The sequence below is a fragment of the Amycolatopsis sacchari genome (assembly GCF_900114035.1).
GTDB classification, from domain to species: domain Bacteria; phylum Actinomycetota; class Actinomycetes; order Mycobacteriales; family Pseudonocardiaceae; genus Amycolatopsis_E; species Amycolatopsis_E sacchari.
Genome location: NZ_FORP01000003.1, coordinates 381770 through 396798, shown reverse-complemented (window position 1 = coordinate 396798; position 15029 = coordinate 381770). Strand labels below are relative to the sequence as shown.

Genomic DNA, 15029 nt, shown 5'->3' with positions numbered 1-15029 from the left:
ACAACTACCATCGACCACACACCGCCGCCGGAAACCAGCCGCCAGCCTCCCGGCTCCACACCGGCGTCACCAACGTCAACGCCTCATACAGCTAGTTCTTACCGTCGTCGTCGGGACGGCGCTGCTGCTCGCCGAGCTTGCGCAGGAAATCCGGGTCGTCGTCGGGGGCGAGCGGCGCCCGGCGGGAGGACACCCCGACACGCTCCGGGCCGAACGCCCGCCAGAACAGGACGGCGACGGTGAGCGCCCCGATCACTGCGAGCAGGTAGATCATGCCCGCTCCCTTCCGAGTGCTGGGTACTGCTGCACCGAGGGTAACCCGTTCGGCCGTGGGGTGGGTGTGGGGCGCGCGAAGGCCCGCGGCTCCCGGCGTCGTTCCGCCGGGCCGCGGGTCGGTGGTCCGCTCAGCCGCGCGTGGGCTCGCTGGCGTCCGTGGTCAGCTCGGCCAGCAGGGCGTTCACCTCGGACTCGCGGAACCGACGGTGCCCGCCCGGGGTGCGGATGGAGCCGATGCGGCCCGCCGTCGCCCAGCGCGTCACGGTCTTCGGGTCCACCCGGAACAACGCGGCGACCTCGCCGGGGGTGAGCAACCGGCCACCAACGCTCGCGGTCATTTTCCGCCTCCTTAACGGCTGCACTGCTATACCGAAAGCGTCCGACGCTTCGGAACCTCAACACCGGCAATCGTTGCACTTCACCCGGCAGGTACTCGAACGGTTGTCGAAGAGTAAAGAGGTAGTAAGGGACAAAACGCCCAGGTCGGACAGGTCTATGGTGACCGGTGTGGACGCACTGGACCGCAGGATCATCGCCGCGTTACGCCTCAACGGAAGGGCGACGTACGCGGAGCTGGGCAGAACGGTCGGGCTGTCCGCGTCGTCGGTGCACGAGCGGGTCGGCAAGCTCGAAGCGGCGGGCGTGATCACCGGCTACCACGCCGTCGTCGACCCCAGCACGGTCGGCCTGGGGGTCACCGCGCTGGTCGGCATCCACCCCACGGACACCGCGGAGAGCGAGGAGGTCGCCGACGCGCTCGCGGACCTGCCGGAGGTGGAGAGCTGCTACGCGGTCGCCGGCGACGAGGCCTTCGTGGTGAAGGTCCGCGTCGCGACGGTGGACGAGCTGGAGCAGACGCTGGGCCGCCTGCGGCGGATCACCGGTGTCGCCCGCACCCGCACCACCGTCGTCTTGTCGACCCGCTTCGAGGGGCGGCCCAACAACCGCGAACTGGACGGCGCGTAGGGGTCACCGCCACCCCTCCAGGACACGCGTCGCCTGGCTGCTTACGCTGGATCCGTGAGCGAACCTCAGACAGCGGCCGGACGCTCGACGCTGGCCCGGGACCTGACCCTCTACCTGCTGGCGCGTTTCGGCCTGATCGTGGTCGTGGCGGCCGTGCTGGTGCTGGTCAAGGTGCCGCTGCTGGTCGCGCTCGCGGTCGGGATCGTCGTGGGGCTGCCGGTCGGGCTGCTCGCGTTCCGCGGCTTGAACGCACGCGTCACGGCGGGGCTGGCCGCACGCAACGAGCGCCGCGCCAAGGAGCGGGCGAAGCTGCGCGCCGAGCTGCGCGAGTCGGAGTGAACCGCGCCTGGGTGCGCGAAGCGGTCCGCCTGATCGAGGCCGATGCGAACCGCAGTGCCGACACGCACCTGCACGTCTTCCCGCTGCCGCCGTCGTGGGGGATCGACCTTTACCTGAAGGACGAGTCGGTCCACCCCACCGGTTCGCTGAAGCACCGCCTGGCGCGCTCGCTGCTGCTGTACGGCCTGGTGAACGGCCAGATCGGCCCGGACACGCCGTTGATCGAGGCGTCGAGCGGTTCGACGGCGGTGTCGGAGGCGTACTTCGCGCGGATGCTGGGGCTGGAGTTCGTCGCGGTGGTGCCGCGGAAGACGAGCCCGGAGAAGGTGCAGCTGATCGAGTTCTACGGCGGGCGGTGCCATTTCGTGGACCGTCCGCCGGAGGTGTACAGCGAGGCGGAGCGGCTGGCCGCCGAGTGCGGTGGGCACTACCTGGACCAGTTCACGTATGCCGAGCGGGCGACGGACTGGCGGGGGAACAACAACATCGCGGAGTCGGTGTTCGCGCAGATGCGCCTGGAGCGGCACCCGGTGCCGACGTGGATCGTGGTGGGGGCGGGCACGGGCGGCACGAGCGCGACGTTCGGTCGCTATGTGCGGTACCGCAGGCACACGACCAAGATCTGCGTGGTCGATCCGGAGAACTCGTCGTTCTACGGCGCGTGGCAGACGGGCGCCCTGGATTACACGACGGGTATGCCGTCGCGGATCGAAGGGATCGGCCGCCCGCGGGTGGAGCCGTCGTTCGTGCCGCAGGTGATCGACGAGATGATCCAGGTACCCGACGCGGGCTCGGTGGCGGCGATCCGCTTGCTGCGGGAACGCACCGGCCACTGGGCGGGGGGTTCGACGGGCACCAACCTGTACGGCGCGTTCCAGCTGATCGCACGCATGCTCGCCGCCGGCCAGAGCGGTTCGGTGGTAACCCTCCTGTGCGACGGCGGCGAGCGGTACGCGCACACGTACTACAACGACGAGTGGGTGGCCGAGCAGGGCCTGGACGTGGAGTCGGAGCGCGCGGTGATGGAGGAGTTCCTCGTCACCGGGCGGTGGCCCGCGGCCTGATCAGCTCAGGGCGATCAACAGTCCACTGAGGACGGACCACGCCAGCATCACCAGCCCGGTGTCCCGCAGCACGGGGATCAACCCCCGACCCGTGCCGCCGGTCACGATGGCCTTCACCGGGCCGCGCAGCAGGACCGCTGTCACCAGCGCGATCAGCACCAGCGGGTGCCACACCCCGATCAGCACGGTCACCGCGTACGGCACCGTGATCAACACCAGGTACAGCCGCCGCGTGCCGGCGTCACCCAGACGGACGGCGAGGGTGTTCTTCCCGACCTCACGGTCCGTAGGGATGTCGCGCAGGTTGTTCGCCGTCAGCACGGCCGTCGAGAAGCAGCCGACGGCCACGGCGGCCCCCACCGCGATCCAGCTCACGCGGCCCGCTTGCACGTACACCGTGCCCAGCACCGCGGCCAGCCCGAAGAACACGAACACCGCGATCTCGCCGAGACCCGCGTAGCCGTAGGGCTTCTTCCCGCCGGTGTAGAACCACGCGCCGAGGATGCACGCCGCACCCATGATCAGCAGCCACCAGTGTCCCGACAGCACCACCAGCAGCAGGCCGAGTACGCCCGCCAGGCCCAGACAAGCCAGCGCGGCGGCCAGCACCAGGCGGGGCGCCGCGACCCCGGAACCCACGAGCCGCAGCGGGCCGACGCGGTTCTCGTCGGTGCCCCGGATGCCGTCGGAATAGTCGTTGGCGAAGTTGACGCCGATGATCAGCGACAGCGCCACGAGCAACGCCAGCAGCGACTGCCACCACGAGAACGCACCCAGCTGGACCGTGGCCCCCACCCCGGCCACGACGGGTGCCACGGCGTTGGGCAGGGTCCGCGGACGGGCCCCCTCGATCCACTGTGCAACTGTCGCCATGTCACCCATTGTGGGCGACGGCCGTTACTCCCCGTCAGTCGGGACGGACCAGGTGAGCGTGCCGCTGCCCGGCTCCTCCGAGCCCACCGAAGCCGACGTCACCGGCGCGGCGGCGAACGCCAGAGCCGCGAAGGCCAGGACCGCGAAGACGAAGCGTTTCATCCGCTGAGTGAAAGCCGCGCGCCCGCACCCTGTCAACAGCCCTGTGGCGAAGACGCGGCGAACACCTGCCTTCAACAGCTCCGCGATGCGCCTCAACGCACGTCGAACACCTGCGAGACCACGGCAGCCCGGTCCACCTTCCCAGGCCCCCGCAGCGGCAACGCCCCCACGAACTCCACGCGCTTCGGCACCCCGGCCGCCCCCACCGCCGAGCGCACCGCGGCCCGCAGCTCCGCGGCAGCCACCGGCCCCTCCGTCACCACCGCGGCCGCCACGACCTGCCCCCACTCGACGTCCGGCAGGCCCACCACGCACGCCTCTCGAACCCCCGGCAACGCCCCGAGGGCCCGCTCGACCGCCGCCGCCGACACCTTGACCCCGCCCGTGTTGATCACGTCGTCGAGCCGGCCCAGCACCTCGAGCCTGCCGTCCACCAGCCGCCCGCGGTCGCCGGTGCGGAACCAGCCGTCGACCAGCGCTTCCGCCGTCAGATCGGGTCGCAGCCGGTAGCCGTGGGTGAGCACCGGCCCGGAGATCAGCACCCGGTCGTCGGGCCCGATCCGCACCTCCACCCCGTCCAACGGCACCCCGTCGTAGACGCACCCGCTCGCGGTCTCGCTCATCCCGTACGACGGCACGATGCGCACGCCCGCCGACGCAGCCCGCTCGCGTAGCGCAGCCGATGTCGCCGCCGCCCCGATGATGATCGCGTCGAACGCGCGCGCGGCGTCCAGGCCGCTGCCACCGCCGTCGAGGAGCCGCGTGAGCTGCGTCGGCACCAGCGCCGTGTACCGCGGGCCTTCCTCCCGCAACACCGGCGCGGCGGCCTCGGCGAACAGCTCACCGTCGAAGTGCCCAGGCGGCAACGTCGCGCACGTCGTGCCCGCGAGCAGCGAGCGCACGATCACCTGCAGACCGCCGATGTACTGCGCCGGCGTCGCGAGCAGCCAGTGCCCGGGACCGCCGAGACGCCGGTGGGTCGCGTGGGCCGAAGCCCGCAGCGCATCTGCCGAAAGCAGCACGCCCTTCGGCTCACCCGTCGAACCCGAGGTGGCGATGATCACCGCGGTGCCGGGCTCGACCGGCTCGGACGGCGCCATCGCGTCCCGCAACCGCTCCGAGCCCGGGGCCAGCGGCAGCACCGTCGGACCGCCGTCGAGCGCTGCGGCCAAGGCCTCCCGCAGCTCACCGGCGGACCCGTCGACCAGAACCTCGCGCACGCGAATCCTCAGTAGTAGTAAGGGAAGTCGGACCAGTCGGGCGCGCGCTTCTCGAGGAACGAGTCACGCCCCTCGACGGCCTCGTCCTGCATGTACACCAGGCGCGTCGTCTCGCCCGCGAACAGCTGCTGGCCCACGAGCCCGTCGTCGATCAGGTTGAACGCGTACTTGAGCATGCGCTGCGCCGTCGGCGACTTCCCGTTGACCTCCCACGCCCACTGCAGCGCCTCGGCCTCGAGCGAAGCGTGCGGCACGACCGCGTTCACCGCGCCCATCGCGTGCATCTGCTCGGCCGTGTACTCGCGGCCCAGGAAGAAGATCTCCCGCGCGAACTTCTGCCCGACCTGCCGCGCGAGGTACGCCGAGCCGTACCCGCCGTCGAAGGACCCCACGTCGGCGTCGGTCTGCTTGAACCGGGCGTGCTCGGCCGAGGCGATCGTGAGGTCGCACACGACGTGCAGCGAATGCCCGCCACCCGCGGCCCAGCCCGGTACGACGCAGATCACGACCTTCGGCATGAACCTGATCAGGCGCTGGACCTCCAGGATGTGCAGTCGCCCGGCCCGCGCGGGGTCCACCGTGTCCGAGGTCTCCCCGCTCGCGTACTGATAGCCGGACCTTCCGCGAATACGCTGGTCTCCGCCGGAGCAGAACGCCCAGCCGCCGTCCTTGGGCGACGGGCCGTTCCCGGTGAGCAGGACGCAGCCGACGTCCGGGCTCATCCGCGCGTGGTCGAGTGCGCGGTACAGCTCGTCGACTGTGTGGGGACGGAAGGCGTTGCGGACCTCGGGACGGTCGAACGCGATGCGCACGACGCGCTTGCCGGAGCGTGCCTCGGCGGAGCGGTGATAGGTGATGTCGGTGAAGCCGAAACCTTCGACCTCGGTCCACGCGGCGGGGTCGAACAGCTCGGAAACCTGGGCGTCATGCACGTTTGGGAGAATAGGACGTGTGGCCAGCATGATGGACGACACACCGGGGAGGACCTGGTGAATCCGTCGACCGCGCAGGCCAGGGTCCTCGTCGACGAACTGGTGCGCAACACCGTTTCCCACGTGGTGCTGTGCCCCGGCTCCCGCAACGCGCCGCTGTCGCTGGCGCTGCACGACGCCGCCGAGGCCGGCCGGCTGCAGCTGCACGTCCGCGTCGACGAGCGCGGCGCCGCCTTCCTCGCGCTCGGCATGGCCGCCCGCACCGGGCGCCCCGTCGCGGTGGTCTGCACCTCGGGTACGGCGGCCGCGAACTTCCACCCCGCCGTGCTGGAGGCCGACCGCGCCGGCGTGCCGCTGATCGTGCTGACCGCCGACCGCCCGCCGGAACTGCGGGCCGCGGGCGCGAACCAGGTCATCGAGCAGCAGCACCTGTACGGCGGTGCCGTCCGCTACTTCGACGAGCTCGCCGTCGCCGAGCGGCGCGCGGGGCAGAACGCGTACTGGCGCAGCCAGATCTGCCGTGCCTGGAACGCCGCGTACGGGGAATGGCGTTGCGGGCCCGTGCACCTGAACATCCCGTTCCGCGAGCCGCTCGTGCCCGACGGCTCGGACGACTGGTACGAGTCGCTGGACGGCAGGCCCGGTGGCGCCCGCTGGACCGAGCTGCCGGACTTCGGCGCGCTGCCGTCGTCCGTGGTGCCGTCCGCGCGGTGCGGCCTGGTGATCGCGTGTGACAGCGGGGTCGGCGCGGCGAGCGAATGGGCGGAGCGGTACGGCTGGCCCGTGGTGTCCGAGACCGGCGGGCTGGGGCTGGCCGGTGGCACGGGCATCGCGAGCGGGATCTGGCTGCTCGGCGCGTCCGAGTTCATCGCGGCGCACAAGCCGGAGCAGGTCCTGTGCATCGGGCGGCCCACGGTGTTCCGGCAGGTCCAGGCGCTGCTTTCGGACGCGGACGTCGAGGTGCTGCTGGTGCGGCCGGACTCGGACTGGCCCGCGCCCGCGCACAACGTCCGCCAGGTCGGGCAGTGGTTCGACGAGCCGACGAAGCCCGCCGACCCGGAGTGGCTGGCGGCGTGGCAGGGCGCGGACCGCGCCGCCTCCGCCGCGGTGCGCGCCGCGCTGCACCGGGAGGACTGGCCCAGCGGGCTGGGGATCGCGACCGAGCTGATCGACGCGCTGCCGCCGGAGGCGCTGCTGGTGGTCGGCTCGTCCAACCCGGCGCGGGACGTGGCGCTGGCCGGCCGGATGCGGCCCGACGTGCTGGTCCACCGGAATCGCGGCGTGGCCGGGATCGACGGCACGGTCTCGACGGCGATCGGCGCGGCGAGCGTGCACCGCGGGCAGTCGTACGCGCTGCTGGGTGACCTGACGTTCCTGCACGACGTCAACGCGCTGCTCGCCGACGACCGCCCCGACCTCACGATCGTCGTCCTCAACGACGACGGTGGCGGGATCTTCTCGCTGCTGGAGCAGGGGGCGCCCGAGCACCGCGACTCGTTCGAGCGCGTGTTCGGCACGCCGCACGGGGCGAACCTGGGCGCGTTGTGCGCGGGTTTCGGCGTGCCGCACCAGGTGGTGTCGACCGTGGAGGAGTTCCGTTCGGCGCTGGCGCCCGCACCGGGGCTGCGGGTGGTCGAGGTGCCGGTGGACCGGACGCGGCACCGGGATCTGCACGCGCGGATGCGGACGGCGGTCGCGGACGCCCTTCGCTAGCGCACGAGTGAGCAAGTCGTAGCGAGCGAACGGGCATTTTCGTGTGCGAGCGAGTGGTCCGCTCGTGAGGCGGCAGGGTGTTCGCTCGCAGGCCGTTGAGCAGCGGAAACCAGGCGTGGCACCGACTTCCGGATGTCCATACCACCGGCGCGGGCGAGGAGCCACCCCTTTCCGTCCCAGCCGGTAAGACCCTCCTTAAGGCCGTATCCGGTGGCCGGTTTTCTCGCTAGCTTTCCGGCCATGCGTCTGCGAACTCGAGCGGGCCTGGGGGCTGTCGCCACTGGCATCGCGACCACACTGCTCACCGCCACCGCGAGCGCCGCACCGGCAGCGGGAGCGCCGGGCGTCGGTGACCCCTACTACCCGTACGCGGGGAACGGCGGTTACGACGTCTCGCACTACGACATCCGGCTGACCTACCAGCCGGCCACCGACCTGTTGTCCGGCACCACGACGATCCTCGCGAAGACGACGCAGGACCTGTCGAGCTTCGACCTCGACTTCGGCCTGCACGTCAACTCCGTGCGGATCAACAACGTGCCCGCCGCGTTCCACGCCGATCCGAACGAGAACGGCGAGCTGGTCGTGACCCCGGCCAAGCCGCTGGCGAAGAACCAGACGATCACGGTCGTCGTGAACTACGCCGACACCCCGTCGAAGGTCGTCATCGACGGCTACACGGCGTGGAAGAAGACCGCCGACGGCGCGCTCGCCGTGGACGAGCCGCAGAACTCGCAGTGGTGGTTCCCCGCCAACGACCACCCGACGGACAAGGCGACGTACGACATCTCCGTCGAGGTGCCGGACAACGTGGCCGCGCTGTCCAACGGGACGCTCGTGCGCACCACGAAGCAGCGGGCGGGCTGGACGCGCTGGAACTGGCGCAGCACCCAGCCGCAGGCGACGTACCTGGCGACGCTCGAGGTGGGCGCGTTCCAGGTCAACCAGTCCACCACGCCCGACGGCAAGCCGTTCGTCACCGCGTACGACCCGGCGGCGGGCGCCTCCCTCGACGCCGCCAAGGCGAGCGTCGAGCGCACCCCGGAGATCGACGAGTTCCTGTCGACGCAGTTCGGGCCGTATCCGTTCGAGGCGCAGGGCGGCGTGGTGTCCACGGGCCTGAACTTCGCGCTGGAGGCCCAGACGCGGCCGGTGTACGGCGCTTCGTTCTTCCGCTCGGGCAGCAACACGTCGGTCGTCGCGCACGAGAACGCGCACCAGTGGTTCGGGGACGCGGTGTCCCTCGGGCGCTGGAGCGACATCTGGCTGAACGAGGGTTTCGCGTCGTACGCCGAGTTCCTGTGGTCGGAGCACGAGGGCGAGGGCACGCCCGCGGAGCTGGCGCAGTACATCTACGACTCGGCCCCGGCGGATGACCCGCTGTGGCAGGTGCTGCCGGGCGACCCCGGCGCGGAGAACCAGTTCGACAACGCCGTGTACGACCGGGGCGCGCTGACGTTGCAGGCCCTGCGCACCGCGGTCGGTGACGACGCGTTCTTCACGATCCTGAAGACGTGGGTCGCGCAGCACAAGGGCGGCGACGCGCGGATCCCGCAGTTCATCGCGCTGGCGGAGCGGATCTCCGGCAAGCCGCTGCAGGACCTGTTCACCACGTGGCTGTTCACCAAGGGCAAGCCCGCGGTGGGCCCGAACGGCGCGACGGCCGCCCTGCGCACCGCAGCTGCCCCGGTGGCGCCCAAGTCGTACGCGAAGATCCAGCAGACGCACGAACTGCTCGCGGCGGCGCACCAGTACTGAGTCGGGAGGTGGCCCGCCGCACGTGGCAAGGCGGCGGGCCGGTACCGAAGGTGGCCGGTCACACGTCGCGCGGCGGCGCACCTGTACTGAGTGCGGAGGTGGCCCACCGCGCGTCGCAGGGTGGCCGGTCAGTACCGAATCCGGAGGGGCCCGTCACACGTCCCGCGGTGCCGCACCTGTACTGAGTCCGGAGGTGGCCCGGCGCACCTCGCACGGTGGCGGGCCACTTCCTCCGGGTGCCGGCGGTGTCCGTGGCGCGGGCACTGACCGCGACCGACCTCGGCGGGAGGGCCCGGCATCGCTACCCTGGGAGGCGTGACGACGAGCGAGCGACGCCAGCGGATCGCTCGTCGTGTCGTGTTCGGCGTCGCCGGGTTGATCACCGCGTTGTGCGTGGGGCTGTTGTTCGCGGCCATCCGCAACGACGGTGCGATCACGAGCCACCTGGGTGCGGCCAACGCCCAGGTCGACTCGGTGTCGTGGGATCGCACGATCATCCGGTTCGAGACGCCTGATGGGATCGTGCACATCCCGGCCAACGGTGTGCTCTACCCGGGCGGTCTCGTGGCCGGGGACCTGGTCCGCATCGAGTACGACACGTCGGACCCGGAGCTGGCGAGGGTGGCCGGCCGCACGGCGAGCCTCACGCTGCTGCCCCTGGGCACGACGATCCTGATCACGTGGCTCGTCGCGGTGGGCGCACTGTGGTGGATCCGCCACCGCAGCCGGCGCGGCACGCCCACAGTCGCCACGCCGGAGCCTGCCCTCACGGGCAAGTAAGAACTAGCTGGATTCACCCCCACTGGCTTTGCAGGCGAAACCCACCCGGGGCCACGTCGCACTGAGGCACTTGCACGACAAGTCGCGGCGGGATAGGTTTCTGAACGAACTGTTTCATCAGGTGGTCCGTTAACTCAAGTACACTATCTCCTCCGGCTGGAGGCGCCATGTCATCAGAAGGATCACGCTTGAGGCAGTCGCCGACGAAGAGCTTTGTCCCGGGTTGGTACCGATGACGGGTGGAAAGTACCGCACCGCAATCGTTACGGGCGTCTCACGCGGTCTGGGGCTGGCTATTGCCAACGCCCTGTGCAGTAGGGGGATGAACGTCGTCGGTGCGTCTCGGACTCAGCCCGAGGATCAAACGAAGTTCGACTGGGTGCGGACCGACATCTCGAGGCCGGAGGACGTTAACAGCCTCTTCTCCCACGTGCGTACCAAATACGGCGACGTTGACGTGTTGGTCAATAATGCCGCAGGAGGAAGAGTCGAGCCATTCGAGCAGGCTGATCCTGAGGACTTCAAGAAGCTGATCGATGTCAATCTCACTGGCCAAATTCTCTGTGCCCATGCCGCGATAAGGGGCATGGTGGCAGCCAAGCGGGGTCTCATCGTAAACATCGGGTCCGACTGGGGGCGCAGGTACGCTCCACGTGCAAGTGTCTACGCGGCTACGAAATTCGGTTTGCTCGGTTTCAGCGGTTCTCTGCTTCGTGAGGTTAAAGACCACGGGGTGAAAGTCTGCTGCGTCATGCCAGGTGGCATCGACACGTCATGGGGGGGACGTCGTGCCGAATCTTCTGGCGACTCGTGGTCTCTGATGCCTCCGGAAGACCTCGCTCAGGTCGTTACGGGATTGCTCGACATGCCACCGCACATGGTTGTGCACGAAATCCTGGTTCATCCCATGGGGCAGGCGCAGTTCTGACCTGCCACGGCGGCCGTGGAATTGACCCCTTTTGATCCGCCTGTCTTTCGGAGGGTTTGTGGACGAAGAAAAAAATCGCACGGTCATTGTTACCGGCGGAGGAACGGGGATCGGTCGTGGTATCGCGCGTCGACTTCTCCGGGACGGGTTCCTATGTGTGCTTGCCGGACCGGACGAGAGCTTTCTGGTAGAAACTGTCCAAAATTCTGGTGTTGACGCCGAACGTGCCCTCGTCGTGATGACCGACCTTCGTGACCCTGACGAGCGTGAGGAGCTCGTACAGCGTGCGGTAGAATGGCGTGGAAGGCTTTTTGGTTTGGTCAACAATGCCGGAGTAACCCGGTTGACGCCGTTGTTGGATGAGTCCGTCGAGGAATGGCGTAACACTATCACGACCAACCTCGAGGCCTGCTTCTTTCTCGCTCAGCTCACCGTCGGGCATATGCGCAAACATGGCGAGGGCCGGATCGTGAACATTGGTTCCATCCATGGCCTCGTGGGGCGAGATCCGTTGGGGTTGGACGTGCTCGAAACCTCACCAGGAGATCGCGGACCCATCCGGGAGTCCGCGTATGCCGCCAGCAAGGGCGGTCTGCTCCAGATCACACGCGACCTCGCTACGGCGGTGGGCCGTTGGGGGATCACAGTGAACGCCGTGAGTCCGGGTTTCGTGTCGCATCCTGAAGAAGAGAAGCGTCGACGACTGGCTGCGGGCGAACAATCAGGGTTGGTCGGGAAGTCGGACCCAAGGATGATCGAGGCGAGGGAGCAGATTTCGGAGCGAATCCAGGCCCGAGTTCCTCTACGACGTCTTGGACGCGTCGAGGATGTTGCCGGTCCAGTCAGTTTTCTCATGTCGTGCGACGCGTCCTACCTGACTGGGACGAACATCGTCGCAGACGGTGGGTTTTCTGCATGGTAGCTCTCACAAGAGTGCGAGTGTGCCCCCGTCGACGAGAAGCGTGCTGCCGGTCATCAGTAGGGAAAGGTCGCTTGCGCAGAAAAGGGCAACCCGTGCTATGTCATCTGGCACACCTTCGCGTCCAAGAGGTTTGATTGATCGCTGCCTCGACCGTTCCAGATCGACTCCCTGCTCTTCGGCTTCCTGTTCCGACCTGCGTATACCCGGCGTGTTCGTCCCTGTTGGGGCAAGCGCCAGTACTCGAATACCGTAGCTAGCCAGTTGTACGGACAGTGCTTTCGTCAGGCCGCGGACGCCGTGTTTGGCGGCGGCATAATCCGCCCAGCCTGTCATGGTTGCTCGGTAGCCAACCGTAGACGAGAGGTTGATTATCACGCCGGGACGGTTCAGCGCGATCATATTTTTTGCCGCTTCCACCGAACCCAGGAAGGTCCCCTTCAAATTTACGGCCATGACGTGTTCCCACTGATCTTCGGTCAGTTCGAGGACGGGGGTGACGGGATAGACCCCCGCGTTGTTCACCCATACGTCCAGGCTGCCCAGCTCTTTGATCGTGAACTCCGCAGCATCCTGCAGGGACTTCTTGCTTGATACATCAGCGTAGACGCCTATGCACTTGCGTTGATATCGATCGCTAAGCTTTTCAGTCGTACGCTGGGCTTTCGCAAAATCGAGATCGGCTACTACCACCTCCGCGCCTGCTTCCGCGAAGCGAGAGGCTATCGCGTGACCTATTCCATCGGCTCCTCCGGTCACGACCGCAACGCGCTTTGTCAGACTAATCAACTCGGACAAGGGCCGGCCGGTGACATCAGGAACTGCCATTTCTTCACCCGGTCGTTCGTTGAGAGGTCCATGAAGTGGTAGCCAACGTCCCTCGACTCAACTGCTGCACTGTCGACCTGCCTTGGCGGTATGCGATATCACTGTTGCAGTAGTCGAAGTTTCCACCCCGACCGCAATGAAAAACACCGTGTCGAGCGTATTCTTGGTGCACCCGGTCGACCAAAGCGCGTAATCCGTTTGTTTGCATGGGGTAAGCGAAATCGATTTCTCGTACTTCGTGGCCGAGGAGGCGGCCCAATTTTGCAAACTGGGGTATGCGTTTGAGCTGTTCCAGGCTCGCGCTCAGTTGGTCACCTACTGCCGGTGGTGCTTCTTCGGGCTTGAGTGAGATCTCGATCGAGAGTGGGGTCTTCCCGGTACGCGATAACGAAGGGCAGAGGTTTTGCAAAACGCAAATGCGCCTGAATAAGAACTCTTTTTCTGGGAAGTAGATCGCGGTACCGTCCAGCTCCACGTTCCCTTCAAAGATAAGGTTGAAAACCCGGATCGAAAGCCGCCGGAGGGTCGATGAGACCTGCTGTCGAAGGACCTTGTTCACGCCACCGCCGGTCATCCGCACCTCGTCATCCAAGGGGATCGATGAGATGAGGGTATCGTAGCTGTAGGTTTTGTGGCCGGCATGGACCAACTTCCGCTCAAGATCAATGTGCTCGACCCGCGTCTCAAGCACTATCTCTCCGGCCTGCTCAGCCATGGCCTCGCTGAGCGTGGCGATGCTGCCGACTTTTGGATAGAAGTATTGCCTGCTTGGCTGGAGCTTGGTGAACGCTCCTGCTTTGACCTCGTCAAGGTGTACTTTGACCGGTCGGTCGAGCGCCCAGGTGTAGTCCAAGTCGTCCAACGAGATCTGCCATTTTTTCTCTTCGTAGGGGAAGAGAACCTGCTCACACAGGCGTTGGCCGTAGCCGTTGACCAGCCAGTCCCGGTAACTTCGAATTGGTCGCGGATGATGCTGTGCCCACTCGATATCTCGCAGAATCTTCATACGCTCGGCTAGTGGCAGGTCCACGAGATTGCGCTGCAGGGGGAAATCAAGCAGACCGTGCTCCGTCAGGTATACGTTTTCCCGCAGGGGGTAACCCTCCTGGTTCCCGTCGAGGAAGTTTAGGATATCCGCCGAGTTTTCGGATTCATCGAGTATAAGTATCTTTGGGCCGAAATCAAATTCGCAGCCGAGCAGTTTTGAGCTTCTGCAAAGTCCCCCTGGCAGCTCGTCTGCCTCAAGGATCAGACTTTGGATGCCTTGGCGCTGTGCTTCCACGCCAGCTCCGAGCCCGGCCAGGCCCGATCCTAGGATGAGCAGAGGAATTCGGCCAATCGTGCTACCTGTTGGCATAGTGCGTGTCCGCCTCGCAGTAGGTTTTGAGGTCGCTTCCGGTGTCGGACCACCAGCCGTCTATCTGACTGAATCGCAACTCACCCTCAGCTGCGTAGCTGAGATTGAGGTCCCAGATCTCCGTCTCGCCGCGCGCTGACGGAAGCAGCCGGGGGATCCGGTCGAAGACCTCCGGGGTGTACATGTACACACCGAGGTCGATCATGGCTGGAACATGTCGGCTCTGGTCCTTGGGTAGAATGTCGACCACTCGGTCGTCCAAGGTCTTGAGTGGGCTGTACCCCGCACTGTCGGCACTGAAGGCTGTGACCATTCGCGCACCTCGGGGTTGGGCGAGGAAATCCTGAACAGGGCCGGAGATCCCTTTTTCGATGAGTACGTCACCACATGCGACGACGATGCGACGTCCTTTTGTGTGAGGCGCGGCATGTGCAATTGCCGTGGGTAATCCTGCTCCGTTCAACGGCTGCCACGCGTAGCACAGGCTGCGTGCACCCAATGATCGTCCGTCCTGCAAGGCGTCCATGAACTGCGAGGCGTACTTCTGATCGATCAGGACGACGATGTCCTTGATGTTTGCTTCAAGAAGTTGATTGATGCACCTCGTGATCATGGGCGTTCCGGCGATGGGCAGAAGATGCTTGTTCGTGTTGTCCGTCAGCGGGCGGAGCCGAGTTCCACGGCCGCCGCCGAGAACTATTCCAACAACTTCTCTCGATATTGCTCGGTTGCTCCACATCGGGAAAGGCTCCGTGAGTCGTCTGTGGCCATCGAACTAGACGCTACGGACGTTGACGGACAACCATAAGAGGGGCGATTTTTCGCAGACCGACTCAGGGGCATGCTGGGTGAGGCGCTTTGGTGAAAACCGGCCTCTACCGTCCCATCCGGACGTCGCTAGTTTCGTCGGAGTA

General features: G+C 66.9%; 17 protein-coding genes. 8 read left to right on the top strand and 9 right to left on the bottom strand.

The features are described 5' to 3' along the window. Positions 1–91: 91 nt before the first annotated feature. Together BMZ92_RS08565 and BMZ92_RS08560 are read right to left on the bottom strand one after the other, a co-directional pair. Positions 92–274, bottom strand: a complete 183-nt coding sequence (locus BMZ92_RS08565) for a hypothetical protein (RefSeq protein ID WP_091505181.1) — start codon at positions 272–274, stop codon at positions 92–94. A gap of 130 nt (positions 275–404) precedes the next feature. Further along, entirely contained in the window at positions 405–614 is a 210-nt protein-coding gene (locus BMZ92_RS08560) for a BldC family transcriptional regulator (protein WP_091505180.1), read from the bottom strand. Between the two features lie 169 nt (positions 615–783). Between BMZ92_RS08560 and BMZ92_RS08555 the strand changes: the two genes are divergently transcribed. Genes BMZ92_RS08555 through cds1 form a run of 3 tightly spaced genes read left to right on the top strand, consistent with a single transcriptional unit; the run spans position 784 to position 2645 of the window. After that, positions 784–1242 (top strand): Lrp/AsnC family transcriptional regulator, encoded by a 459-nt coding sequence (locus tag BMZ92_RS08555; RefSeq protein ID WP_177228594.1) that lies wholly within the window; start codon positions 784–786, stop codon positions 1240–1242. A 54-nt stretch (positions 1243–1296) separates the two neighbouring features. Continuing rightward, a complete protein-coding gene (locus BMZ92_RS08550; RefSeq protein ID WP_091505179.1) occupies positions 1297–1581 on the top strand; it encodes a DUF4229 domain-containing protein in 285 nt (94 codons plus the stop codon). Further along, entirely contained in the window at positions 1578–2645 is a 1068-nt protein-coding gene (gene cds1, locus BMZ92_RS08545; protein ID WP_091505178.1) for an L-cysteine desulfhydrase Cds1, read from the top strand. The genes BMZ92_RS08550 and cds1 overlap by 4 nt, the downstream gene beginning before the upstream one ends. Here cds1 and BMZ92_RS08540 read toward each other — a convergent pair whose 3' ends face one another. From BMZ92_RS08540 to BMZ92_RS08525, 4 genes are all read right to left on the bottom strand, one after another. Continuing rightward, positions 2646–3518, bottom strand: a complete 873-nt coding sequence (locus tag BMZ92_RS08540) for a 1,4-dihydroxy-2-naphthoate polyprenyltransferase (RefSeq protein ID WP_091505177.1) — start codon at positions 3516–3518, stop codon at positions 2646–2648. A gap of 24 nt (positions 3519–3542) precedes the next feature. After that, complete coding sequence (locus tag BMZ92_RS37290; protein ID WP_177228593.1) at positions 3543–3680, bottom strand: hypothetical protein; 138 nt, start codon at positions 3678–3680, stop codon at positions 3543–3545. 92 nt (positions 3681–3772) lie between these two features. Further along, entirely contained in the window at positions 3773–4900 is a 1128-nt protein-coding gene (gene menE / locus BMZ92_RS08530) for an o-succinylbenzoate--CoA ligase (RefSeq protein ID WP_091505175.1), read from the bottom strand. 8 nt (positions 4901–4908) lie between these two features. After that, complete coding sequence (locus BMZ92_RS08525; RefSeq protein ID WP_091505174.1) at positions 4909–5832, bottom strand: 1,4-dihydroxy-2-naphthoyl-CoA synthase; 924 nt, start codon at positions 5830–5832, stop codon at positions 4909–4911. Between the two features lie 57 nt (positions 5833–5889). Here BMZ92_RS08525 and menD point away from each other — a divergent pair, with 57 nt between their 5' ends. From menD to BMZ92_RS08500, 5 genes are all read left to right on the top strand, one after another. After that, the gene (gene menD / locus BMZ92_RS08520) at positions 5890–7545 is read left to right on the top strand and encodes a 2-succinyl-5-enolpyruvyl-6-hydroxy-3-cyclohexene-1-carboxylic-acid synthase (RefSeq protein WP_177228592.1); all 1656 of its coding nucleotides are present in this window, start codon (positions 5890–5892) and stop codon (positions 7543–7545) included. Between the two features lie 240 nt (positions 7546–7785). Then, positions 7786–9303, top strand: coding sequence for a M1 family metallopeptidase (locus tag BMZ92_RS08515; RefSeq protein ID WP_091505172.1), 1518 nt, complete (start codon positions 7786–7788; stop codon positions 9301–9303). A gap of 315 nt (positions 9304–9618) precedes the next feature. Next, on the top strand, positions 9619–10083 hold the full coding sequence (locus tag BMZ92_RS08510; RefSeq protein WP_218153417.1) for a DUF3592 domain-containing protein: 465 nt from the start codon (positions 9619–9621) through the stop codon (positions 10081–10083). Between the two features lie 232 nt (positions 10084–10315). Continuing rightward, the gene (locus tag BMZ92_RS08505) at positions 10316–11011 is read left to right on the top strand and encodes an SDR family oxidoreductase (protein ID WP_091505170.1); all 696 of its coding nucleotides are present in this window, start codon (positions 10316–10318) and stop codon (positions 11009–11011) included. A 58-nt stretch (positions 11012–11069) separates the two neighbouring features. After that, positions 11070–11933 carry an SDR family NAD(P)-dependent oxidoreductase gene (locus BMZ92_RS08500; RefSeq protein ID WP_177228591.1) on the top strand — a complete coding sequence of 288 codons (864 nt, stop codon included), beginning with the start codon at positions 11070–11072 and terminating at the stop codon, positions 11931–11933. A gap of 3 nt (positions 11934–11936) precedes the next feature. On the opposite strand, the gene BMZ92_RS08495 is transcribed toward BMZ92_RS08500, so the two are convergent. The 3 genes from BMZ92_RS08495 to BMZ92_RS08485 are packed head-to-tail and all read right to left on the bottom strand — an operon-like array spanning position 11937 to position 14854. After that, positions 11937–12758, bottom strand: coding sequence for an SDR family NAD(P)-dependent oxidoreductase (locus BMZ92_RS08495; protein WP_091505168.1), 822 nt, complete (start codon positions 12756–12758; stop codon positions 11937–11939). A gap of 4 nt (positions 12759–12762) precedes the next feature. Next, positions 12763–14115 (bottom strand): NAD(P)-binding protein, encoded by a 1353-nt coding sequence (locus BMZ92_RS08490; protein ID WP_091505167.1) that lies wholly within the window; start codon positions 14113–14115, stop codon positions 12763–12765. Continuing rightward, the gene (locus tag BMZ92_RS08485; protein ID WP_091505166.1) at positions 14102–14854 is read right to left on the bottom strand and encodes a sugar phosphate nucleotidyltransferase; all 753 of its coding nucleotides are present in this window, start codon (positions 14852–14854) and stop codon (positions 14102–14104) included. Before BMZ92_RS08485 ends, BMZ92_RS08490 begins: the two co-directional genes overlap by 14 nt. Positions 14855–15029 lie beyond the last annotated feature (175 nt).